Raw genomic sequence first — 23,940 nt, forward strand, 5'->3', positions numbered from 1 at the left:
TGGGACGACAGCCGGGGCTGGCGCCGCGGCGCTTGTCGCAACGCGCGCGGACGACGACAGTGCGCGAAAGATCCCGAGGAGACACCATGAGCGCCGATCGAGTGCGGCTGCGCGACCTGCTGCGCGGCGTCGCGTCGACCCTGCCGGATTTCACGACGACCCAGCGCGGCCTGTGGAACCTGCTGCGCCTCAAGCCGGACACGACACTGTCGATCGGCCTGCGTTTTGCGCAACTCGCGGCCGCGCAACCGCAGGCGACGGCGCTGCGCTTCGAGGACCGCAGCTGGTCGTACGCGGAGTTCAACGCCTGGGCCAATCGCATCGCGCATGCGCTTGCGGCGCGCGGTGTCGGACCTGGCGATGCGGTGGCCCTGCTGTTCGAGAATCGCCCGGAGGCGCTGGCTTGCGCGCTGGCCGTCGTCAAACTCGGCGCCATTGCGGCGATGCTCAATCCGCAGCAACGCGGTGAACTGCTCGCTCACAGCATCGGCCTGGTCAAGGCGCGCGCGGTCGTCGTCGGCGACGAGTGCCGGGCGGCGCTGGAAAGCACGCGCTACGCGCCGTCGTCGTCGTCCGATCTTCTGCACTACCGCGACGGTGACGGCGGGGCGCCCGAGGGCTATCTCGATCTGCGCACGGAAAGCGCTGCGGCCCGCGCCGACAACCCGCAGCAGACGGCGATGATCCGCTTGCGCGATCCGTGCTTCTACATTTTCACCTCGGGCACGACCGGGCTGCCGAAGGCGTCGCGCATGACGCACTACCGCTGGATGCGCAGCCTTGCCGGCGTCGGCCAGCTGGCGGTCCGCATGCGCCGCGACGACGTGCTGTACTGTCCGCTGCCGCTCTATCACAACAACGCCTTGACAGTCTCCTGGAGCGCAACGCTCAGTGCCGGCTGCACTTTGGCGCTGGGCCGCAAGTTCAGCGCCTCGCGTTTCTGGGACGAGATCCGCAGCGTCGACGCGACCGCGTTCTGCTACATCGGCGAACTGTGCCGCTATCTGCTCAATCAACCGCCAAAGCCCGGTGATCGCGAACATCGTGTGCGTCTGGTGATCGGCAACGGCCTGCGCGCCGAACTCTGGGACGAATTTCAGCAGCGCTTCGGCATCGAACGGATTTGCGAGTTCTACGGTGCGTCCGAAGCCAATCTCGCATTCGTCAACGGTTTTGGCCTGGCGCGCACTGCGGGCTTCTGCCCGATGCCGTTCGCGATCGTCGAATTCGATGCCGAGAACGATGCACCGCGTCGCGCCGCCGGAGGCTTCCTGCAGCGTGTCGCCAAGGGCGGCGTCGGTCTGCTGATCACCGAAGTCACCGAGCGCGCCCCGTTCGATGGCTACACCGATCCGAAAGCCAGCGACGCCAAACTGCTGCGCAATGTTTTCAAGGCCGGCGACTGCTGGTTCAACAGCGGCGATCTGGTGCGCGATCAGGGGTTCTCGCACATCCAGTTCGTCGATCGCGTCGGCGACACCTTCCGCTGGAAAGGCGAGAACGTCGCGACCACCGAAGTCGAGGGCGTGCTCAACCAGTTCGCGACGATCACCGAGGCGGTGGTCTACGGCGTGCAGTTGCCGAATGCGGACGGCCGTGCCGGCATGGCGGCACTGAGTCTGAGCGCCGACTTCGACGGTGCCGCGCTCGCTGCCCATCTGTGCGCGCGCCTGCCGGCCTACGCGGTGCCGTTGTTCGTGCGCCTGCGCAGTGCCCAGGAAACCACGGCGACCTTCAAGTTCCGCAAGCTCGAACTCAAGCAGCAGGGTTTCGATCCTTCCATGGTGAACGAACCGCTCTACGTGCTGCGCGACCGACAGCGCGGCTACGAGCGGCTCGATGCCGAAACGTTCGCAGCCATTCAACGCAATGAATTGCGCTTCTAGCCGCTTTCGGGATTGACCCGAGCGCCGAAATCGACCGCCGCGCAGCCAAGGCATCAATGCCTGCGATGGTGCCAAGCTGCGTCGCAAGAGGAGAGTTGGATACCGTCATGAATGTTGATATCAGGATCGAACGCAGTGTCGAGGTCGACGCACCGTTCAAGAAGGTCGCGCCGCTGCTCGACGACCTCGAAGGCACGATCAAGCGTTTTCCGAAACTGCGCAAGCTGACCAAGCTCGGCAACAACGCCTACCTCTGGGAGATGTCGGTGATCGGCTCCAAGGTCGCCAACATCGCGCACGAGGTCAGCTACGGCGCGAAGTACAGCATCGACGCCAAGCGCGGCGAGCTGAGCTGGCAGCCGATTGCCGATCGCGGCAATGCGACGATCGAGGGGCGCTTCAAGCTGCTCGACGAAGGCGACAAGACCAAGCTGATCTTCAATGTGCGCGGCAAGCTGCGCGACGTGCCGGTGCCGTTGATGTATCGCCTGCTCGCCCCGCCGTTCATCCAGGGCAAGTTCACGCGTCTCGTCGACATCTTTCTCGAATCGACGCGCGATGCAGTGCTGACCCCGAAGAAACGCTGACGGGCTTTTGCGCGAATTTCCGCGCCCGGAATTTTCCAGGGAAGGCGGCGTTCGGCTGGTCGCGCGCAGCACTCCGCGATGCAGCGTCCGCCAGACGCTGTCCGGTGTTGCTGCCGCTGTCGCCGGGACCGCACGAAATCCGAAGCTGTGCCCACGAGAGGACAGGTGATGAGCGTCGTCAATCGCGTCATGGGGCTGGGCCTGCGCGCGATCAATCGCGTTGCCGGCTCGCCGTTGCTGGATCGCCTGCACTTGCGCAAGCCGGCGCAGCAGGCGCTGTATCAAGGCGCGCGCATCGGCTTTCGCAGCGCCGCCGCCGCGGCACGCGGCTTCAAGGCCACGCAGAAACTCGCACAGCCTGCGCGTCCCGCGCGCGTCGCCGGTGACGGCCTGTTCGACCTGAGTCCCAGCGAAGAGCAGCAGATGCTGCAGGACGCGGCACGTCGCTTCGCGCTCGACGAACTGCGGCCGGCTGCCGCTGCCGCCGATGCGGCCGGCGCGGCGGACACCGGCTTGCTGCGGGGCGCCGCCGATCTCGGGCTCGGCGTGATGAACATTCCGGAAGCGCTGGGCGGGGCCGGCAGCGAGCGTTCCGCCGTGACCAATGTGCTGGTGGCCGAAGCGCTCGCCCATGGCGACATGGGGCTGGCGCTGGCCTGTCTCGCGCCCGCGGCAGTCAGCAATGCGCTGGTGCTGTGGGGCGACGAGGCCCAGCAGGCGCTTTATCTTCCGGCCTTCGTGGCCGAGCACGCGCCGCAGGCGGCGCTGGCGATACACGAGCCGCAGGTGTTGTTCGATCCGTTCGCGTTGCAGACCACGGCACGTCGCGTCGAGGGCGGCTATTGCCTGTCCGGAGTGAAGTCGCTGGTCCCGCGCGCTGCTGCCGCAGAACTGTTCATCGTGGCGGCGCAGGTCGAGAGCGGAGAGCCCGCCCTGTTCATCGTCGAATCATCGAGTGCGGGCCTGGGCATCGAAGCCGAACCGGCGATGGGACTGCGTGCTGCGGAGACCGCGCGCCTGCATCTCAAGGACGTCAAGCTGCCGGCATCGGCGCGCCTCGCGGTGGCCGATGCGTCGGCCTACCGAGACTGCATCGCACTGTCGCGCATCGCCTGGAGCGCGCTTGCCGTCGGCACGGCGCAGGCAGCGCTCGACTATCTGGTTCCGTATGTGAACGAGCGCATTGCATTCGGCGAGCCGATCAGTCATCGCCAGGCGGTGGCGTTTGCAGTCGCCGACATCAGCATCGAACTCGAAGGCATGCGGCTGACCACATATCGCGCAGCCAGCCGCGCCGAACGCGGCGCGAGCTTTGCGCGCGAGGCCGCGCTGGCGCGGCGACTGGTCGCCGACAAGGGCGTACGCATCGGCAGCGAGGCGGTGCAGCTGCTCGGCGGTCACGGCTTCGTCAAGGAGCATCCGGTCGAACGCTGGTATCGCGATCTGCGTGCCGCCGGCATCGTCGAAGGCGTCGTTCTCGTCTAGCCTGCGGGAGTCCCACGTGATCTATCTCGAAACCCCGAAGAAGTTCCGCGGCCTGGTCGATCAGGCGCGACAGGTTGCGCAGGAGATCTTCCGGCCGAATTCGCGGCGCTACGATCTGGCCGAGCACGAATATCCGAAAGAGCTGGACATGCTGGGCGCACTGCTCGACGGCATGAATGCCAGCGGCGTCGGCGGTGCCGGCGCTGCCGGTGTGCGTCGGGACCGCGATCAGGGCGACGGCAATCGCAACGGCGGCAATCTGTCGACGGCGCTCGGCACCATGGAGCTGTGCTGGGGTGACGTCGGCTTCCTGCTGTCGATGCCGCGTCAGGGGCTCGGCAATGCGGCCATCGCATCGGTCGCCAGCGAGGAGCAGCTCGCGCGCTTTGCCGACAGCTGGGCGGCGATGGCGATCACCGAGCCGCATTGCGGCTCCGACTCGGCGGCAATCCGCACGACGGCACGCCTCGACGGCGATCACTACGTGCTCAATGGCGACAAGATCTTTGTCACCGCCGGCGATCGTGCCGAGCTGGTCGTGGTGTGGGCAACGCTCGACAGGAACGCCGGGCGCGCCGCGATCAAGTCGTTCGTCGTCGAGAAAGGCACGCCCGGTTTCGATCTGGTGCGTCTCGAGCACAAGCTCGGCATACGCGCCTCCGACACGGCGCAGTTTGCGCTGCGCGATTGTCGGGTGCCGAAGGAAAACCTGCTCGGCGATCCGACCGTCAACGTCGAGAAGGGTTTTGCCGGCGTCATGCAGACTTTCGACAACACGCGGCCGCTGGTGGCGGCGATGGCGGTGGGACTGGCGCGCGCCTGTCTCGAAGAGACGCAGCGCCTGTTGAAGAACGCCGGTGTCGTTGTCGACTACGACCGGCCGGCGATCGTGCAGTCGGCGGCCGCGGCCGAATTGCTGAAACTGGAAGCCGACTATGAAGCCGCCTGGCTGCTGACCTTGCAGGCAGCGTGGATGGCCGACAACCGCAAGCCGAATTCGCTGCAGGCCAGCCAGGCCAAGGCCAAGGCCGGCCGCGCCTGCGTCGATATCGCCCTGAAGTGCGTCGAGCTCTGCGGCAGTCTCGGCTACGGCGAGAGCGAACTGCTGGAGAAGTGGGCGCGCGATGCCAAGATCCTCGACATCTTCGAAGGCACCCAGCAGATCCAGTTGCTGATCATCGCGCGACGGCTGCTGGGCAAGAGCTCGGCGGAGCTGAAGTAAGCTAGCGCGTCCGCGTTGCCCGAGCCCGTCATGCCATACGAATTTTTCGACCGCATCCGCGTCACGATCGAGGACGGCATCGCCCAGGTCGCGATGACACGCGCCGCCCGGCACAACGGCATGGACTTTCCGATGATCAAGGCCATGCTCGCCGCACAGAAGCTGTTGCGCGCACGTCGCGATGTGCGCTGCGCCGTACTGCATGGCGAAGGACCGTCGTTCTGCGCGGGCCTGGACTTGAAGTCGGTGATGTCGAACCCGCGGCAGGCCTTTGTCCTCTACCTGAAGCTCTGGTGGCCGTTTGCCAATGCCTTCCAGCGTTTCAGTCTGGGATGGCGCAAGCTGCCGTTTCCGGTGATTGCCGCGGTACACGGCAACTGTTTCGGCGCCGGTATACAGCTCGCGCTCGGCGCCGACATCCGCATCGCGCGCAGCGATGCGCAGCTGTCGATCATGGAGAGCAAGTGGGGCCTGATTCCGGACATGGGCGGCATGGTCTTGCTGCGCGAGCTGCTGCCGATCGATCGGGCCAAGGAGTTGACGATGACAGGCCGCGTGTTCAGCGGCGCCGAAGCCCATGCGCTCGGGCTGGTCACGCATCTGGCCGACGATCCCGTGCTGGCGGCGCGCGCTCTGGCTGCCGAAATCGCGATCCGCTCGCCGGACGCGATCGCCGCCGGCAAGTTTCTCATGCAGCGGAGTTGGGTCGGAAGCGAGCACCGCGCGCTGGCACTGGAGCGCCGCTATCAGCGTCGCATCATCAACAAGCGCAACCAGAAAATTGCCGTCGCCCGCAATCAGCGCAAGGCCGACATGCCGTTTGCGGCGCGCCGCATCGACCGCTGACCGCGCCTCAGTTGAGGTAGTGCCGGAAGGTGACCGGCTGATCGATGTCGAACTCGGCAACCTGCGGCAGGTAATCGAACGGAAACGGCGGGAAGCGGCCGATGCGCAGGATCACGTCGCGCGCCTCGTCATCGAGTGACGCATACCCCGAGCTGCGGATCAGCCGCACGCTCAGCACCCGGCCGTCGCGGGCAAGATGCATGCGCACGATGACGTCACCCTGCTGGTCGTATTGTCGCGCGCTCCACGGATATTTCTGCTCGAAGCTGATGATGCGCGTGATGCGCATCAGATAGGCGGTCGGGGGCGGCACGCCCGGATCTGCGTCCATTGGTGGCGCGGCGACCGGTGCCGGGGTGGACGCCTGGCTGTCGGCACCGGAATCAATCGCCGTGGCGGGCGCCGCCGCTGCGGACGGCTTGCTTGCGACGACCGGTCTGCGCCGTTTCGTGGGTGTCGCCTGCGCTCTCGTCCGCTTCGGGCGTGCCGTGGACCGCTCCGCCTGCACGATCGCCGACGGCAATTGCACGAAGACCAGCGGGCGTTGCGCCGTGACTGCGTGTCGCGCCGGGGTCTGCGCCTGCGTCAGCAACGTGGCGAGCAGGCCGGTGTGCAGCAGCACGGTCAGCGCGAACGCCCAGCCGCGCGTCTGCGCGCTGCGGACTTGCCCGCCTGCGACATGCCCGTTGTCCGGCTGTGCACTGGAATTGCGCATTCGAAACCACCCGCGCCGTCCTTGACGCTGCCATGGAACTAGCAAGCGTCGCGCCACGATGCCGCGGCCGATTCCGTCGCGACTCCGTCCGACGGCTGTACCTCGCGGGTGCTAACGCGAGACAATAGGCGCTTCCGGTGGCGACGGGGCCGCGGGCGGCAGTGCAGCCGCATGTCGAAACACCCGCTCATTACAAGACGGGTCCGTACTTCTAATTGGCAGGAACGATGACCAACAACACAACGAAAGCCGACGTCCTGATCGTCGGCGCAGGGCAGGCGGGCGGTGATCTGGCGTCCGGACTGCGGCAGCAGGGCTACACCGGCCGTATCGTGCTGGTCGGCGAAGAGCCGTATGTGCCGTACCGGCGGCCGCCGCTGTCGAAGACCTTTCTGTCGGGCGAGGCGACGCTGGAATCGCTGTTCATCAAACCGCAGTCGGTGTTCGACAAGCACAACATCGAATGCATGTTCGGCACCGGCGTCGAGAGCATCGACCGCGAGACCCGTACCGCGCGGCTTTATGACGGCACGACCATGGAATACGGCAAGCTGGTGCTCGCCACCGGCGGCCGACCACGGCGGCTGTCGCTGCCCGGCGCCGATCATCCCAATGTTCATTACGTGCGCACCATCGCCGACATCCTGAAGCTCAAGGAGCAGTTCGAGGCCGGCAAGCGCCTGGTCATCATCGGCGGCGGCTACATCGGCCTGGAAGCGGCTTCGGTCGGCATCAAGAAAGGACTCAAGGTCACCGTCGTCGAAGCCTTGCCGCGCGTGCTTGCGCGCGTCACCGCCCCGGAGATCTCGGCGTTCTACGAGCGCGTGCACCGCAGCCGCGGCGTCGATCTGAAGACCGGTGTCGGTGTGCATGCCTTCGAAGGCGATGCGCTCGTCGATGCCGTGGTGCTCGCCGACGGCACCCGCATCGAATCCGACATCGTCATTGCCGGTATCGGCCTGATCCCCAATACCGAAATCGCCGAAGCGGCCGGCCTGACGATTTCCAACGGCATCGTCGTCAACCTGCATACGCAGACCGCCGATCCCGACATTTACGCGATCGGCGACTGTGCACAGAGCGAGAACGCGTTCTTCGGTCGCAGCATGCGGCTCGAATCGGTGCCCAATGCGATCGAGCAGGCGCGCGTGACCGCTGCCGCGATTCTCGGCAAGCCGGTGCCGTACAGCGCCGTGCCGTGGTTCTGGTCCGACCAGTACGACCTCAAGCTGCAGATGGTCGGTCTGTCGCAGGGCTACGAGCAGATCATCATTCGCGGCGACATCAACAGCGAGGCGTTTTCGGCGTTCTATCTGAAGGATGGCGTCGTCATTTCCGCCGACGCGGTGAACCGCCCGCAGGAATTCATGATCGCCAAAAAGCTGGTCGCCGATCGCGTCAAGGTCGATGCCGCGCAGCTTGCGGACGAGGGATTCGTGCTGAAAACATTGCTGCAAACGCCGGCCTGAGACGATCGGACGCCCGCCGCCGACCGGCGGTGGTCTCCGGCTGCTGCTCCTTCAGCGGACAGACAGCCGGAGATTTCCGGGCTTCACGGATCAGGAAATGACCGGCATTATTCGTGCTGCTGTCTTTTTCCCCAAGAAAACGAGGTCCATTGCTGATGCGTATTTCCCTGATTCCGCTTCTGGCCGGTGCCGCACTGCTGCTCGGCACGACGGCCAGCTTTGCCGAAGACGCGTTGCGTCCCCAAGTCGGCGAGCCTCTTCAGAATGCGCAGACCGCACTGAAGTCCAAGAATTATCGCGAGGCGCTGGCTGACGTCGACGCCGCTGAAAAGGTCGGCGGACTGACGCCGTACGAGAGCTACATCATCGATCGCATGCGCGCCGCTGCGGCGACCGGTGCCGGTGATGAAGCGACCGCGATCAAGGCCTACGAGGCGGCGATGGCGTCGCCGAAGTTTCCGGCCGGCGAAAAGCTGCAGACCTACGACGTGATGGCGAAGCTGGCTTACGCCGGCAAGAACTACACGAAGTCCGCCGAACTCATCAGGAAGTATCGCGCGGCCGGCGGCACCAGCGCACAGACGCTCGGCCTGCTGCCGCAGACACTGTACCTGGCCAACGATCTCGGTGGTGCCCAGGAAGAGCTGAACGCACAGCTGGCGACGTTGGAAAAGGCCGGGCAGAAGCCGACCGAAACCCAGCTCGAGATGCTGGCGTCGATCGCAGTCAAGAAGAAGGACAACGCCGGCTACATCGCGGCGCTGGAAAAGCTCGTTGCCTATTACCCGAAGCCGAACTACTGGCTCGATCTGATCACGCGTACCGCGAACAAGCCCGGCTTCTCGCCGCGTCTGACGCTCGACACCTATCGCCTGAAGAAGGCGACCGACACGATGCTCAAGACCGAAGATTTCATGGAAGCGGCGCAGCTCGCCCTGCAGGCCGGATTCCCGGGCGAGGCACAGCAGTACGTCAATCTGGGCTATGACAAGAAGCTGCTGGGCACCGGCCCGGATGCGGCGCGCCACAAGCGCCTCAAGGATCTGGTCGACAAGAAGGTCGCCGAAGACAAGCCGGCGCTGGCGGCAGGCGACAAGGAAGCGGCCACGCAGGCCAGCGGTGATGCGCTGGTCAATGCCGGTCTCAATCATGTCGGCTATGGCGATGCCGCCAATGGCGTCAAGCTGATCGAGCAGGGCATCAAGAAGGATGCGCTGAAGAAGCCGGATGAGGCCAAGCTGCATCTCGGCTATGCGCAGATGATGGCCGGGCAGAAGGACGCGGCGGCGAAGACCTTGCGTACCGTGCAGACGCCGGATGGCTCGATCGAGCTGGCGCGTCTCTACATCCTGATGCTGCGTCAGCACTGAGCGGGGCTGGCTGCAACCAAAAGGCGCGCCGGATGGCGCGCCTTTTTTGTCGGGTCGGGCAGGCCTCGATCCGGAGTCGACTCGCCACGCCGCCCGCATCGGGCCCGTCATCGTGGCGCTGCGCCGACCCCCGACGCCGGCGTTGTTATACTGACGCCTGCCACGCGCCTGCGTGTGCAGAGCGATCCCGCCGCCGCGCGGGATTTTTTCGTTAATCCCACGGTTGCGTCACCGTAAGAGACGCTGAGGCTTTGAGATGTCCACGTCCGTCACGCGCCAGACCTTTGACGAGGTCATGGTTCCCAACTATTCGCCTGCCGATGTCATTCCGGTGCGCGGCCTGGGGTCGCGCTGGTGGGATCAGCAGGGGCGAGAGTACGTCGACTTTGCCGGTGGCATTGCGGTGACCGTGCTCGGCCACGCCAATCCGGTGATGATCAAGGCGCTCGACGAGCAGGCGCAGAAGCTCTGGCACCTGTCGAACGTCGTCACCAACGAGCCGGCGCTCAAGCTTGCGCAGCGCCTCACCGAACTGACGTTCGCCGAACGCGTGTTCTTCTGCAATTCCGGAGGCGAGGCCAACGAAGCCGCGTTCAAGCTCGCGCGTCGCTGGGGCAGCACCAACTTCGGGCCGCAGAAGCACACGATCATTGCCTTCGACAATGCCTTCCACGGCCGTACGCTGTTCACGGTCTGCGTCGGTGGCCAGCCGAAGTACACGCAGGGATTCGAACCCTTGCCAGGCGGTATCCAGCACCTGCCGTTCAATGATGTTGCGGCGCTCGAAGCGGCGATGAATGACCAGGTCTGTGCCGTTGTCATGGAGCCGATCCAGGGCGAGGGCGGCCTGATTCCGGCGACGCCGGAATTCGCGCAGGCGGCACGCGCGCTGTGCGACAAGCACAAGGCGCTGCTGGTGTTCGACGAGGTGCAGACCGGCAATGGCCGCACCGGCACCCTGTATGCATATGAACAGCTCGGCGTGACGCCTGACGTGATGACGACGGCCAAGGGTCTCGGCGGCGGCTTTCCGATCGGTGCGATGCTGACCACGGCGGAAATCGCCAAGGCGCTGGCGTTCGGTACGCATGGCTCGACCTATGGCGGCAATCCGCTGGCCTGTGCGGTCGCCGGCGCGGTGCTGGAAGAGGTCTGCAAGCCGGAGCTGATCGCCAATGTGCAGGCACGCTCGCAGCAACTGAAGGGCGGGCTGGCGGAACTGTCGACGCGTCACGGTCTGTTCGGGCCGCCACGCGGCAACGGCCTGCTGGTTGGCGTCACCGTTGCCGACAGCTGGAGGGGCAAGGCCAAGGCGATCGTCAACGCGGCGCTCGCGGAGGGGCTGTGGCTGCTGGTGGCGGGTCCGGACGTGCTGCGCTTCGCGCCGGCGCTGAACATCACGCAGACCGACATCGACGACGGATTGCAGCGTCTGGATCGCGTGCTGGCGTTGCTGGCGGCAGCGCCATCGAGCTGAACTGACCCTGCCGTTGCGGCAAAGAAAAAGGGCGGCCATCTGGCCGCCCTTTTTCGTGCTGCGCCCCGGCTCCGCAATGGAGCCGGGGCTTGCCAGGCTTCCTACTGCGGACCCTTGCCGCAAGCGGCATACAGGCGGTAGCTGCTCAGCGCCGTCGCCAGACCGGAGTTGAACGTGATCTGCACCGCGTCGAAGCTCTTGGTCGTCGAGATGAACAGCGGTTGCGCCGTGGTGCCGAGTGCGCCGGTCAGCGACGTGCCCAGCAGGTCGAGCCGCAGCGGTGTCGCTGCGGTGTTGCTGGCGTCGCCGGTCGGTGTGCCGCCGCTCAGGGTGCGGACGACGATCTGGTTGCCGATCTCGGCCGTCAGCAGCGCGCCGTTCTCCGAAGCCACCACGAAGCCGGTTGTCGGACCCGCCGTGAACGGAGCGTAAGGCGGCTTGGCCGTCGCCGTGACCGTCACCGCGGCGTTGAGCAGGCCCACCGGCAGATACACCTGGCCGTAGGTCTGCGGCTGTGCGTCGATCACGTTGTTCAGGTTGCTGGTCGAGCACAGCAGGCACAGACCGGAGAACAGGGAATCGACGGTCGCGCCCTGCGACATCTGCAACGGCACCTCGCAGATCGCCGAGCTCACCTTGATCGTCCGGCTCGCGCTGCAATGCGTGCCGCAGGCCGAGGTGTTCTTCAGCGTGCCGGTGATGACAACCTCGCCCGCGCCGACGCCGGTGACGACACCGGTCGGGCTGACGGTTGCCAGCGCGGTATTGCCGCTCGTCCAGCTCACGTCGTCGGAATTGAGCGACTGGCTCGGATCGGTGAAGTCATGAGCCACCAGCGTCAGGCTGGCGCCGACCTCGATGCTCGGCTCGTCCGTCGACGCCACGCCCGCCGTTTCCAGCGAGCTGATGCCGCTCGCCGGCTGGACCGGCAGCAGGCTGGTGCCGCAGGCTGCCCCGACTTCGACCGTGCTCAGCGCCGTCGCCAGACCGCTCTTCAGCTGAATGCGAACGCCGTCGTACGGCAGCGAGGTCGCGAACGACACCAGGCCCTGGGTCTTGTTGAGGCTGATCAGTTCGGCGCCCAGCAGATCAAGACGCAGCGGCGTGACCGGATTGTCGGTCGACTCCTGCACGGCGCCATTGAGCAGGGTGCTCAGCTGGATCTGCGAGGCGACTTCCGCCAATACCAGCGGACCATTGGCGTTGGCAATGATGAACGCCGGCCGTGAGCCGGCCGCAAACGGCACGGCGTACGGCGCGCCGCTCGCGGCAGCGGTGACGTCGATCGAACGCGATGCATTCAGCGCACCGACCCCGACCGTGATGACGCCGACGCTGGCGAGATCCGCATCGATGACGTTGTCTGCGCCGGTCACGCCGCACAGCAGACAGACGCCGACGGCAGGACCTTCCGTGGCGGTCGCACCATCAGCGGCAAGCAGCGGCGTCGCGCAGGCTTCCGGCGTGACGATCAGGGTCGCGGTTGCATGCTGCGTCGTATCGCTGTTCAGCGTTGCGGTGATGGTGACACCGGTCGCGCTGGCGTTGGCCCCGGCAGTGGCGACACCGGTCGTCGCATCGATACTGGCGATTGACGGGTCAGAGCTCGACCAGGTCACGCCGCCATCGGCGATATCCTTGGTTTCACCGGTGCTGTACAGGCCGACAGCGGTGAATTCGACTTGGCGGCCGACGCCGACATAGGCCTTGGCCGGGCGCACGCTGAGCAACTGCGTGATGGCGGCGGGGCCGACCTTCACCGCGACCGAGTCGCTGATGCTGCCGGCGGTGGCGACGACATTTGCGGTGCCCTGCTTTTTCGCCGTGGCGGTGATGCTGTTGTCGGCCTTGGCCGTAATGCCGACCGTGGTGGCGTCGCTGGTCGACCAGACCACCTTGTCGGCAGCCGTGCGCGGTGCGACAACCGGCACGCCGGGCGCGTCGGTGTAGTAGTACAGCGGGAAGAAGTCCTGGCTGGCACCCAGCGGCAGATCGACATTGTCCGGCGTCGTGCGCGGGCTCACGTCGATCGGGTCCGGCGTGATCTGCACGGAATCCAGCACCGGTTCGGTGACCGTCAGGACCGCAGTGTCGGTGAAGGTGCCGGCAGCGCCATCGACGACCGTCGCCTTGATGTCGACGTCACCCTGGGAGTGACCGGTGACCTTGCAGCTGGTCGAGGTCTGCCCGTCGCAGGCGGTATCGAGCGTCGGTGCATCGCCGGTATTGCCGGTGGCGTTGACCGCGGTCCAGCTGGCCGGGATCGGCAGCGTGAAGGTCTGCGACGAGCCGGTCTGCAGCGAGTAGGTGCCGATTGCCTGGAACTGGAAGGCGCGACCCAGCGGGCTGGACGCGGTCTTCGGGCTGATGGCGACCGACGTCAGCTGGCCGACGCCGAACTGGGCGGTGCCGTCGATGCCCTTGGCGCTGGCCGTGACCGTCGTCAGACCGGAGCGCAGACCGGTCACCTTGACCGTTTTGCCGGTCGACGGGGCGATGCTGCCGATCGTGGTGTCGGCAATCGTCCAGCTGATGACCGCGTCGGTGATGTCCTGCGGCGTCGGGCTGTTGCTGTACACGCCCTGGGCGACGTACTGCACAGGCGTGCCGCCCACCGTGGTCGCACCTTGCGGCGGGGTGACCGTGATCGAGCGCAGGACGATGCCTTCGCCGGTCAGCGTGGCAGTCGCGTTGATGCCGTCGCGCGACGCGGTGATGGTGGTGGTGCCCTGGCCGACGCCGGTTGCGACCCCGGTCTTGGAATCAATCGATGCGACCGAGGGATCGGACGACGACCAGCTGACGCTGTCCGTGATGTCGTGCGGGGTGTCGGCCGGCGCGCCGGGCTGGACGCTGAACGTGCCCATCGCGGTGAACTGTCGGGTCTCGCCGGTGCCGACCGACTGGCTTGCCGGCGTGACCGCGAGATTCAGCAGCTGCGGCTCGAAGTCCGGACTCTTGACGCTGCCGTTGCCGCAAGCGGTAAGGACGAGCGCGGCAAGCACGCTCAGCAGACCATAACGTTTCATCGCAAAACTCTCCCTGATCACCGTCGCGGCCGGTGTTCCGGACCGCTCCCGCACATGCGGAACAAATTTCTGGCCCCGGATCGCGGACCGATACCGAAATAGTAAGAATATTCCGAGCTTTTAGCTTGTCGGAAATTTGCGCATTCGCACGCATTTGAGCGCGATTCTTCAAGAATCGCCGTACTTTCCGCGCTCCGAATCAGCGCACCGGCAACAGGACGTGCGCGCCCTGATAGTCGAAGATCACGCCGCTTTCGATGATCTGCACGATTTGCGGCCCGCTGGCGAGCGTGTCGCCTTCGCGGTAGCGCCTGGCGTCGATCATCACCCAGCGTTTCGCCGGGTCCGGGTCGTAGACGTGCACGTCGAGTGCGCGCACCGGAAACTGCTCGCGATAGCTCGCCGGCATGTCGCGCAGCACGGTGACGCCGGCCGGCACGACGATGGTGCCGTGGTCCGTGACGTCGTTGCTGGCCGGCGGGACCGCCGCTGCCGCGGCCGGGACACCGGCGGCGGGCGCATCGCTGTCGGGCTCGGTGCCGGCTGCCGCAAGATCCTGCGTGGCAGGCGGCGCGACTGCCGTGTCATTTGCCGATTCGCCGGTCAGCTCGTCGAGATTGTCGACGGCGTCGCGATCCTCGATGGCGGCCGGCGGCGGCGGCACGGCGTCGTGCTCGGTCGCCGCTGCCGGTGCGACCGGTGCGATCGGCGCTGCCGCCGCCGCTGTTTCGAGCGTCGACGGGTTTGCCGGCTGCGTGCTTGCCACCGCCGCCGGCCTGTCGTGCGAAGCCGGCCACAGCAGGATCGTCAGCGCGGCGATTGCGACGACAGCGGTGCTGATCGCGAGAATCCAGACGTTCAGGGGCACGCGCGAGGGCGGCGCGGCCGATGCGCTGCGGCTCAGTGATTCGACCGAGGGGGCTTTGCCGGTGTCGCGCTCGCGCTCGGCTCGGCGCAGCGCTTCGAGGATGTAGCTCATGGAGACGCCCCGGTGTCGCCGAGCGTCGGTGTGTGTGGCAGGCCATCACCCAGCGCGATCAGCGTACGGATGCCGGCGACGCCGTCCGCCACCAGGCCGCGCGACTGCTGGAACGCGGTCAGCGCCTGTCCCAGGCGCCGGTCGAAACGGCTTGGCAGCGGCGCCGGTGGCGTGATGTCGTCGAGTGCCGCGAGACGTTGCCAGACATACGGAATCGAGGCACCGCGGGTCTGCTGCGCGATATAGGTCTGCTCGGTGCCGCGTCGCCACAGCAGCAGGAACTCGCCGGTCCACACGCCGTCGAGCGAGGCCAGCGGCACGCGCACCGGTCCGAGCGCGGTCGAGAAGCTGGCGCTGTTCGTGTCGAGGCCGGTCAGCAGGAAATACTGCTTGCCCTGCTCGGGCAGGTTCAGCGTCAGCAACGCCGGCCGGTTCATCTGGCCGAGATCCGCCCAGCTGCCCTGGCTGCGATAGCACTCCAGCCTGGCGTGCTCCAGCGCCGCACATACGTTCTGGCCGTGCGGAATGACCAGCTGGTCGTCCCACAAGCGGATCAGGCGGCTCATCACGGGGCCGAGCGCTTCGGCGGTCTCTTCCAGCGCCCGCGTGTCGGCGACCGGGTCCGCAACCGGCGCGGCCGCAGCCGCAGCGGGCGCCGGCGTCGCGGCGGGCGCGGCCGCAGTGGCTGCGGGTGCGGTTGTCGCGGTGCTCGGCGTCGTTGCTTTCGCCGGCGTGGCGGCGTCGTGGCGCGTGAAACTCCAGACCAGCAGGGCGAGGCTGACCAGCAGTGCGCCGCCCCAGCCGAGTTCGATGAGGCGCCAGCGACGACGGGCATGCGGATCGAATTCGTCCGGCAGCTGGCCGATCGCTTCCTTGGCCGCCTTGCGCACGATTTCCGGCGAGATGCGTCGTGCGTTCTGTGCGTACGCGCCGAGCAGCGCCCGGTCGCAGACGATGTTGATCAGCCGCGGCACGCCCTTGGTGTAGCGGTGTACGTCGGCGATCGCGGCCGGCGTGAAGATCTCGCCGTGCGCGCCGGCTACGCGCAGGCGGTGTTCGATGTATTCGGCGGTTTCGCGCGCGCCGAGCGGCGTCAGATGGAAGCGCGCGGTAATGCGGCTGGCGAGCTGGCGCAGGTCGGGACGCGCCAGCAGCGCCGACAACTCCGGTTGGCCGATCAGCATGATGCGCAGCAGCTTTTCCTTGGCTGTCTCCAGATTGGTCAGCAGGCGGACCTGTTCGAGCACGCCACGTTCCAGATTCTGGGCCTCGTCGATGATCACCACCGTGCGCCGGCCTTCGGCGTGCACGCGCAGCAGATGCTCGTTGAGCGCATCGATCAGACCTTTCAGTGAACGATCGTCACGGGCATAGCTGACGCCGAGCTCGTCGCAGATGGTCTGCACGAATTCTTGCTCGTTCTGGCGCGGATTGTGGATGAACGCGACATCGACCTTGTCGAGCTGCTGTTCGAGCAGCGTGCGAACGATGGTGGTCTTGCCGGTCCCGACTTCGCCGGTCAGCTGCACGAAGCCGCCGTACTGGCCGGTGCCGTACAGCAGATGACCAAGCGCCTCCTGATGGCGCGGCGACATGTACAGATACGCCGGGTCCGGCGTGATCGAGAACGGCATCTCCTTCAGCTGGAAGAACTCGATGTACATGCGTGTGCGCGTCCGCCCGGTCGGCCAAGTGGACGGGCAGTATACGTGCGTGATGCTTCGCCTGATTCACGCCGCGCGACGAAAGCGTCATTGATGGCGAAGCGGGAAACGAAAACGGCGTCCGTCATCACCGTACCGCGGGATGACGGACGCCGTTGCGGCGTCGGCTCAGGCGATGCGTTCGAAGATCGCGGCGATGCCCTGACCGCCGCCGATGCACATCGTCACCAGTGCATAGCGGCCGCCGATGCGCTGCAGCTCGTGGATCGCCTTGGTCGCGATCATCGCGCCGGTCGCGCCGACCGGATGACCGATCGAGATGCCGGAGCCGTTCGGATTGACCTTGGCGGGATCGAAGCCGAGTTCCTTGCTGACCGCGCAGGCCTGCGCGGCGAAGGCTTCATTGGCTTCGATCACGTCGATCGCATCGAGTGCGAGACCGGCGCGCTTCAGAACCAGGCGCGTCGCGGGGACCGGACCGATCCCCATGTACGCCGGATCGACGCCGGCGTGGCTGTACGCAACCAGACGCGCGAGCGGCTTGAGCCCCAGCGTGCGCGCCTTGCCGGCTTCGGCGAGTACCAGCGCGGCGGCGCCGTCGTTGAGGCTGGAGGCGTTGCCGGCGGTGACCTGTCCGTCCTTCTTGAACACCGGTTTCATCGCGGCGAGTTTGTCGACGCTGGTATCGCTGCGCACGTTCTCGTCGGTGTCGAACAGGACCGTGCCTTTGCGTGTCTTCAGTTCGACCGGCACGATCTGGCTCTTGAAGCGGCCTTCGGCGATCGCGCGCGCTGCGCGCTGCTGGCTTTCGGCGGCGAGTTCGTCCTGCATCTGCCGGCTGATGCCGTAACGCTCGGCGACGTTCTCGGCGGTCACGCCCATGTGAAAGCGGCCGAACGGATCGTGCAGGATGCCGTTCATGTAATCGATCATCTGCGTGTCGCCGAGCCGCGCGCCCCAACGACCGGCCGGCATGATGTACGGGCCGCGGCTCATGGATTCGGCGCCGGCGCCGATCGCCAGATCGGCATCGCCGAGCAGGATCGCCTGCGCCGCCGACACGATGGCCTGCAGGCCCGAGCCGCACAGGCGGTTGACGTTGAACGCGGGCGTTTCCTGCGGCATGCCGGCTTCGATCGTCGCGACGCGCGACAGATATGCATCGCGCGTGTCGGTCGGAATGACGTTGCCCATCACCACATGGCCGATCTCGGCAGCGGGCGCGCCCGAGCGTTCGAGCGCCGCCTTGACGGCGGTCGTCGCCAGTGTCGTCAACGGCACGTCCTTGAGGCTGCCGCCAAAACTGCCGACCGCGGTCCGGGCGGCACCGACCACCAGCACTTCACGCTGACTCATCATCCTGCTCCTGTGGTTTGCTCAGCCCGCTATTTTGCGGTGCTTCGGCGTTTTCTGCCGTGGCCGTGGTCGATGCGCCTCGTACAATGCCGCGACGCGCCCTGAACCGGACCGACATGAAACGTTCGCCACTGACCTACACGCTGCTGTTCGCCAACGTCGCGATCTTCGGCCTGGAACTGCTGATCGGCAGTTCGATGGTGCAGCGCTACGCGTTGTGGCCGATCGGCGCCGGTTTCGCGCCCTGGCAGATCCTCAGCAGCGCCTTCCTGCATGGCAGTCCCATGCATCTGGCGGCCAACATGCTGGGCCTGTTCGTGTTCGGTCGCGACGTCGAAGCCGCGCTCGGCCGGCTCCGCTTTGCGACGCTCTACGCCCTGAGCATGGTGACGGCCGCCCTTGCGCAGCTCGCGGTCAGCGCCCTGCTGCACGACGCGCATCCGGTGGTCGGGGCGTCCGGTGCGCTGTTCGGCGTGATGGTCGCGTTCGCGATGCTGTTTCCGAAGCGCGTCATCATCCTGCTGTTTCCGCCGATCCCGCTGCCGGCGCCGCTGTTCGTCGTGCTTTACGCGGCGTTCGAGCTGTACGCCGGCGTCACCGGCTCGATGTCCGGCGTCGCGCACTTCGCCCATCTCGGCGGACTGGTCGGCGGCTTTCTGCTGATGCGCACGTGGCGGCCGCGGTCGTCGCGACGCTGAAGGTTTCAGGCCCCGCGCGACGGCCCTCAGCGCTGCCAGACCTTGCGCATGTCGACATGCCAGATGCCGTCGTCCAGGTAGGGCGTCGAGACCACGGCAAAACCGAGTGACTGGTAGAACGCTTCCAGGTGCTGCTGCGCCGAGATGTGGATGTCGTGCTCCGGATAGCGGAGCTGACAGCCGCGCACGCCTTCCTGCGCCAGCGCCCGGGCAATGCCCTGACCGCGTGCGGCTTCGGCCACGATCAGGCGGCCGAGTGTCGGCAATGGCGACTTCAGGCCCGGCGGCAACAGCCGCAGATAGCCGATCAGCATGCCGGCATGATCGCGCACCAGCAGGTGATCGCATTGCGCGTCGAGTCCGTCGAGCTCCGGGTACGCACATTTCTGTTCGACGACGAAGACATCGACACGCAGCCGGAGCAGGTCATAGAGCGTGGGCGCATCGAGCTCGGACCACGTGTACCACTGCCAGCCGAGGTTCAGTTGCATGGGGATCGCGGAAACGGTGAAGGTGGACCAGGGCCTGTCAACGCCGATGGCGTCGCCTAGCGCTGGAAATCGTAGACGCTGCCGAGCCCGAGCAGGCCCGTCAACGCATCGAGCGCGGTGCGCGATTCGTCGAGCAGTTTCGGATCGGCCAGATCGTCGAGCGACAGCCGATCGCGATAATGACGTGAAACCCACTGCGACAGCCGTTCGGCCTGCGCGGCGTCGATCCAGCACAGCGGATTGACCGCCGCCTGCTCGGCCGGGTTGAGTACCACGCGCAGGCGCAGGCAGGCCGGTCCGCCGCCGTTGCGCATCGACTGGCGCAGGTCGAAGACATCGACTGCGGCGATCGGATTGCCTTCGTCGGCGATGATGCGCTGGATCGTGCGCCAGACGCCGGCGTGTTCGCGGCTTTCCTGTGCGACGATCAGGCGCATGGTGCCGTCCGCGGTGCAGATCAGCTGCGAATTGAACAGGTAGGACGCCACGGCGTCGGCAAGCGACACCTCGGCCTCCGGCACTTCAACGAAGACCGGCCGCCGTTCGCCGTGCAGGTGCGTGCAGATCCAGGCACGCAGGGCCTGGGCATCGGCGAAGGCCTGTTCATGATGCAGCAGAACCTCGCGATTGCCGACCGCGATCACATCGTTGTGAAACACGCCCTGATCGACCGCGGCCGCTTGCTGCCGCGTGAAGCAGGTATGCGCGTCGCGCAGGCCGTGCAGGCGCGCCACCGCCTCGCTGGCGAGGCGCGTCTGACGTGCCGGAAATCGTGCGGGCGCGGTCTCGTCGGCATTGCCGCGTCCGTAGACGAACAGCTCCAGACCGGCGTCGCCGTAGTCGCTGCACAGGCGAGTGTGATTGGCGGCGCCTTCGTCACCGAGCGCCGGTGTTGACGGCAGCGGTGCGTGGTGGACGAAGCAGCGCGCGTCGGCGAACACGGCGCGCAGCAGGCGCGAGGTCGTCGCGGCTTCGATCACGCGATGCAGGTTCATGCACAGATTGGCCGGCGTGAAGTGCACGCGGCCGTCTTCGCAGTCGGCGCTCGGCGAAACCGTGGCCGCATTCGCGGTCCACATCGCCGACGCGGAACTGGCGATCGCGAGCAGTTGCGGCGCGCGTCTGCGCGCCGCCTGCAGGATCTGGGCATCGCTGCCGGAAAAGCCGAGTCGTCGCAGTGTCGGCACATGCGGCCGCTCGTGCGGGGCGAGCACACCCTGGGCAAGCCCGAGTTCAGCGAGCGCGCGCATCTTGGCGATGCCCTGCAGGGCTGCAAGACGCGGATTGGAGGGCTGGTCGGCGTTTTTTGCGGACGCGACATTGCCGAAGGCAAGGCCGGCATAGTTGTGCGTTGGTCCGACAAGTCCGTCGAAATTGGCTTCAACGGCATGCGCGAGTGCTGAACTGGCCATCGGCGATCCGCGATCTGGAAAGCAGCGATTGTAGGCAGCCCGCCCGACCGTGACCTGAAGGGTTTCCTTCAGGTCTGCCGCGGCAGCGGAAATTCGAGGATGACCTTGGTGCCGCCGAGCGTGCCCGGCGCCCAGTCGATCGTGCCGCTGAGCTGCTCGGCGCGGCTGCGCATGCTGCTGGTGCCACGACCAAGGCCGGCCTCCGGGATGCTGGGCCGCAGGCCCGGACCGTCGTCGGTGAAATCAAGCAGCAGATGATCGGCGACGGCACGGACGCGGACGCGGATGTGGCGCGCGTGGCCGTGACGCAGCGCATTGGTCACGGTCTCGCGGCCGATGCGGAACAGGTGCAGGACCTGCGCTTCGTCGAGCGCCGGATCGGGGAGGTCGGCGGCCTGCTGCCAGTCGAGCACACTGTCCACCGCATCGAGTCGCTGCTCGGTTTCCTCGCGCATCTGGCCCAGCGCTTCGAGCAGCGTGCAGGCATCCTGCTGCGTGCGCGAGACGATGTCGCGGAAATCCTGGACGACGGCACGGATCAGGTCGGCGTGCGCGGGGTTGTCGAGCGCATGAACCAGTGTCGTCAGCTTGGCGCCGATGTCGTCATGCAGGTCGGCAAGCAGGCGACGGCGCTCGTCGGCCGCCGCTGCAGAGCGCGCCAGTGCGAGCTTGCCGCCCAATTCGCGCGCGAGTCGTTCGGAATGACGGCGTTCGCGGCGCAGCAGCAGCAGCGCGCCGCCGAGCGCGATCAGCAGGGCGATGGCCAGCAGCGACAGGATCGGGGTCACGGCGACGGATCGACCTTGGGCGCGAGGCGGTCTGCTTCCTGCGTGAGGCCGAGCTGACGATAGACCGTCAGCAGGCGCGCGTAGACCGTCTGCACGACCGGATGATGCAGATCGAGCGTCGGCGGGCCGACGATCGCCGCCGATTTTTCCAGTGACACGCGCGCGTCCTGCCAGCGGCCCTTGCGCATTTGCGCGTAAGCGTAGCTGCCGAGCAGGCGGCCATAGAGAACATTGTGTTCACTGCGGCCGTCGGCCTTCGGCAGGGCGTCCTGCAGCAGGCGCAGGGCTTCGTCGCTGCGGCCGGTTTCGATCAGGGTCAGCGCCAGGCCTTCGACCGGAAACAGCGATTCCGGATGCGTCGCCGAGTCCGACTGTGCGCGCAGGGCGATGACGTCGCGATATTGGCGCTCGGCGAGCGCGTAGTGGCCGAGGTGACGTTCGATGTTGGCCTGCAGAAACATGGCGTTCAGCGTATCGGAACTGCGGTCGCCGAGGCTGCTGCGCAGGCCGTCGACGACCGGGCCGATCGGCGCCTCCGCCTGCTGCGGGTGACCGGCCTGATCGAGCACGTTGCACAGCACGTAGTTCGACAGCAGCGTCCAGTAGTGTGTCGGGCCGGACACGCGGGTGCGATCGGCGATGACGCTGCGGATCTGCTTTTCCGCCTCGTCGTAGCGCGCCAGCTGTCGCAGGCGATCGGCGTAGTCCATGCGTGTCAGCAGGGTCATCGGATGATCCGCGCCGAGTGCCGCGGTTTCGCGGCCGATCAGTTCGCGGAAGCCGGCGATCGCCTGCTCGTAGCGGCCCGTGTTGAACAGGATCGAGGTGTAACCCTGCGCCACTTCGAGCGTCGTGCTGTCGCTGGCGCCCAGCCTTGCCGTTGCATCCTTGTCGAGCTTTTCGAGTGCCTGCAGCGCGAGCTCGTGCTCGCCCATGTAAAGCAGTGCGGTCGCGTATTCGAGACGGACCTGGAAGCGCAGGCGCGGGTCTTCGCCGGCCGGCGTCGGCTGATCGATCAGCGGTGCCAGCAGCGCATTGCCCGCTTTCAGATCGCCGGCAGTGTGCAGGGCGCTGGCTTCGGCGAGCCGCAGGCGAATCGCCGCTTCGCTGCCGGGGCCGAGCGCCTTTTCGCTTTCGATGCGTGCGTCGCGGGCGAGCTTCAGCGCGGTGTCGACGTCGCCGAGCGCGGCATAGGTGTTCGACAGCGTCGCCGCCAGCGCGGCACCGGCTTCGGGCGTCAGCGAGTGATCGTTCGGCAGCTGCAGGCGCGCGGCATCCAGGGTTTCGGCGACCGTCACGTCCCGGCCGCGCGTATGCGCCGGGTCCGCCGACACCAGCATTTCGTTGAGGAAGCGGTTGACGGCGGCGAATTCGGCGGCGCGCTGGTCGGCGATCGCGTGCGCGCGCGCTTCGGAAATGGCGTAGTTCAGCGAGATCACCGCGGCGCCGACCAGTGCCAGTATCGCCACCGCGATCGCGGCCGATACCGCGCGATGGCGTCGCACGAACAGTCCGAGCAGATAGCGGGCCGTCGGCGGGCGCGCCTCGATCGGCTGGTGCTGCAGATAGCGTTCGAAGTCGGCCGCCAGTTCCGCGGCCGAACCGTAACGGCGCGGCGCCTCCTGCGCCATCGCCTTCATGACCACGGTTTCGACGTCGCCACGGGCCTGCGGTGCGAGTTTCGACAGCTTCTCGATGCGGCCGCTGCGAATGATCGCGATCGCTTCGATGACCGTCGACGTCGACAGCCCGGGATACGGCAGCTGCCCGCAGATCAGTTCATAGGCGATGACACCCAGCGAATAAACGTCGCAACGCGGGTCGCTGGCGCCGACGCGGCCGGCGAGTTGTTCGGCGCTCATGTACGGCACCGTGCCGAGCACCTGGCCGGCGATCGTCATCGTCGCGAAGCGATCCTGTGCGACGTGGGCGATGCCGAAGTCGAGGATATGCGGCTGGCCGTCGGCGTCGACGAGAATGTTGGCCGGCTTCAGATCGCGATGAACGATGCCGCGCGCGTGTGCGTAGTGCACGGCGCGGCAGATTGCCGCGACCAGCGCCAGCTTGGCGGCCAGATCCAGCGCATGGCGCCGCGCGTACTCGAGCAGCTCGACGCCGTGCACATATTCCAGCGCCAGATAGGGCAGTGGGCCGGTGTCGGTGTCGATCACGCCGGCCGCGTAGACACGGGCGATGCCCGGGTGTTCGAGCTGCGCGAGCAGTTCCGCCTCGCGGGCAAAGCGCAGTCGCGCGTCGCCGGACAATGCCGTGTTGCGCAACACCTTGAGCGCGACTTCGCGTCGCGGCTCGTCCTGTTCGGCCAGATAGACGCGCCCGCTGCTGCCTTCGCCAAGCAGGCGCAGGATGCGGTACGGCCCCAGTCGTGCCGGCAGTGTCTCGCTCATGGCTCCCCCGAACCCGTTCGATGATGCAGAAAGTCCGCGGTTCGCGGCAATGCGTCGTTTT

18 protein-coding genes are annotated in these 23,940 nt (G+C 66.7%); 9 read left to right on the forward strand and 9 right to left on the reverse strand.

Annotation, left to right across the window (positions count from 1 at the left end; translation table 11 throughout):
* Positions 1-86: 86 nt before the first annotated feature.
* From G7Y85_RS11820 to G7Y85_RS11840, 5 genes are all read left to right on the forward strand, one after another.
* Positions 87-1,886 carry a long-chain-acyl-CoA synthetase gene (locus G7Y85_RS11820; protein WP_166256967.1) on the forward strand — a complete coding sequence of 600 codons (1,800 nt, stop codon included), beginning with the start codon at positions 87-89 and terminating at the stop codon, positions 1,884-1,886.
* Between the two features lie 107 nt (positions 1,887-1,993).
* The gene (locus tag G7Y85_RS11825; RefSeq protein WP_166256970.1) at positions 1,994-2,473 is read left to right on the forward strand and encodes an SRPBCC family protein; all 480 of its coding nucleotides are present in this window, start codon (positions 1,994-1,996) and stop codon (positions 2,471-2,473) included.
* A gap of 189 nt (positions 2,474-2,662) precedes the next feature.
* Positions 2,663-3,958: an acyl-CoA dehydrogenase family protein gene (locus G7Y85_RS11830; RefSeq protein WP_166257085.1), complete on the forward strand. Its 1,296-nt coding sequence runs from the start codon at positions 2,663-2,665 to the stop codon at positions 3,956-3,958.
* Between the two features lie 16 nt (positions 3,959-3,974).
* A complete protein-coding gene (locus tag G7Y85_RS11835; RefSeq protein WP_166256973.1) occupies positions 3,975-5,180 on the forward strand; it encodes an acyl-CoA dehydrogenase family protein in 1,206 nt (401 codons plus the stop codon).
* 30 nt (positions 5,181-5,210) lie between these two features.
* Positions 5,211-6,026: a crotonase/enoyl-CoA hydratase family protein gene (locus tag G7Y85_RS11840; RefSeq protein WP_166256976.1), complete on the forward strand. Its 816-nt coding sequence runs from the start codon at positions 5,211-5,213 to the stop codon at positions 6,024-6,026.
* A gap of 7 nt (positions 6,027-6,033) precedes the next feature.
* On the opposite strand, the gene G7Y85_RS11845 is transcribed toward G7Y85_RS11840, so the two are convergent.
* On the reverse strand, positions 6,034-6,741 hold the full coding sequence (locus G7Y85_RS11845; RefSeq protein WP_166256979.1) for an energy transducer TonB: 708 nt from the start codon (positions 6,739-6,741) through the stop codon (positions 6,034-6,036).
* A gap of 227 nt (positions 6,742-6,968) precedes the next feature.
* Here G7Y85_RS11845 and G7Y85_RS11850 point away from each other — a divergent pair, with 227 nt between their 5' ends.
* From G7Y85_RS11850 to G7Y85_RS11860, 3 genes are all read left to right on the forward strand, one after another.
* On the forward strand, positions 6,969-8,210 hold the full coding sequence (locus tag G7Y85_RS11850) for an NAD(P)/FAD-dependent oxidoreductase (RefSeq protein WP_166256982.1): 1,242 nt from the start codon (positions 6,969-6,971) through the stop codon (positions 8,208-8,210).
* A gap of 155 nt (positions 8,211-8,365) precedes the next feature.
* Positions 8,366-9,580 (forward strand): tetratricopeptide repeat protein, encoded by a 1,215-nt coding sequence (locus G7Y85_RS11855; RefSeq protein ID WP_241696128.1) that lies wholly within the window; start codon positions 8,366-8,368, stop codon positions 9,578-9,580.
* 256 nt (positions 9,581-9,836) lie between these two features.
* A complete protein-coding gene (locus tag G7Y85_RS11860) occupies positions 9,837-11,057 on the forward strand; it encodes an acetylornithine/succinyldiaminopimelate transaminase (RefSeq protein ID WP_166256985.1) in 1,221 nt (406 codons plus the stop codon).
* Between the two features lie 101 nt (positions 11,058-11,158).
* Here G7Y85_RS11860 and G7Y85_RS11865 read toward each other — a convergent pair whose 3' ends face one another.
* The 4 genes from G7Y85_RS11865 to G7Y85_RS11880 form a co-directional block, all read right to left on the reverse strand.
* On the reverse strand, positions 11,159-14,086 hold the full coding sequence (locus G7Y85_RS11865; RefSeq protein WP_166256989.1) for an Ig-like domain-containing protein: 2,928 nt from the start codon (positions 14,084-14,086) through the stop codon (positions 11,159-11,161).
* A 199-nt stretch (positions 14,087-14,285) separates the two neighbouring features.
* Positions 14,286-15,065 carry a general secretion pathway protein GspB gene (locus G7Y85_RS11870; RefSeq protein WP_166256992.1) on the reverse strand — a complete coding sequence of 260 codons (780 nt, stop codon included), beginning with the start codon at positions 15,063-15,065 and terminating at the stop codon, positions 14,286-14,288.
* Positions 15,062-16,729: an AAA family ATPase gene (locus G7Y85_RS11875; protein WP_166256995.1), complete on the reverse strand. Its 1,668-nt coding sequence runs from the start codon at positions 16,727-16,729 to the stop codon at positions 15,062-15,064. The genes G7Y85_RS11870 and G7Y85_RS11875 overlap by 4 nt, the downstream gene beginning before the upstream one ends.
* A 168-nt stretch (positions 16,730-16,897) precedes the next feature.
* The gene (locus tag G7Y85_RS11880; protein WP_166256998.1) at positions 16,898-18,085 is read right to left on the reverse strand and encodes an acetyl-CoA C-acyltransferase family protein; all 1,188 of its coding nucleotides are present in this window, start codon (positions 18,083-18,085) and stop codon (positions 16,898-16,900) included.
* 116 nt (positions 18,086-18,201) lie between these two features.
* On the opposite strand from G7Y85_RS11880, the gene G7Y85_RS11885 reads away from it, so the two are divergent.
* The gene (locus G7Y85_RS11885; RefSeq protein WP_174839763.1) at positions 18,202-18,783 is read left to right on the forward strand and encodes a rhomboid family intramembrane serine protease; all 582 of its coding nucleotides are present in this window, start codon (positions 18,202-18,204) and stop codon (positions 18,781-18,783) included.
* A 26-nt stretch (positions 18,784-18,809) separates the two neighbouring features.
* Here the strand turns inward: G7Y85_RS11885 and G7Y85_RS11890 are convergent, their stop codons facing one another.
* The 4 genes from G7Y85_RS11890 to G7Y85_RS11905 all read right to left on the reverse strand — a co-directional run bounded on the left by G7Y85_RS11890 (position 18,810) and on the right by G7Y85_RS11905 (position 23,879).
* Positions 18,810-19,274, reverse strand: coding sequence for a GNAT family N-acetyltransferase (locus G7Y85_RS11890; RefSeq protein ID WP_166257001.1), 465 nt, complete (start codon positions 19,272-19,274; stop codon positions 18,810-18,812).
* 56 nt (positions 19,275-19,330) lie between these two features.
* Positions 19,331-20,686, reverse strand: a complete 1,356-nt coding sequence (astB, locus tag G7Y85_RS11895; protein ID WP_166257004.1) for an N-succinylarginine dihydrolase — start codon at positions 20,684-20,686, stop codon at positions 19,331-19,333.
* Positions 20,687-20,754: 68 nt separating this feature from the next.
* Complete coding sequence (locus G7Y85_RS11900) at positions 20,755-21,474, reverse strand: sensor histidine kinase (protein ID WP_366514954.1); 720 nt, start codon at positions 21,472-21,474, stop codon at positions 20,755-20,757.
* Complete coding sequence (locus tag G7Y85_RS11905) at positions 21,471-23,879, reverse strand: serine/threonine-protein kinase (protein WP_166257007.1); 2,409 nt, start codon at positions 23,877-23,879, stop codon at positions 21,471-21,473. Before G7Y85_RS11905 ends, G7Y85_RS11900 begins: the two co-directional genes overlap by 4 nt.
* Between the last annotated feature and the right edge of the window lie 61 nt (positions 23,880-23,940).

The organism is Solimonas terrae, assembly GCF_011067135.1.
Taxonomy (GTDB): Bacteria; Pseudomonadota; Gammaproteobacteria; order Nevskiales; family Nevskiaceae; genus Solimonas; species Solimonas terrae.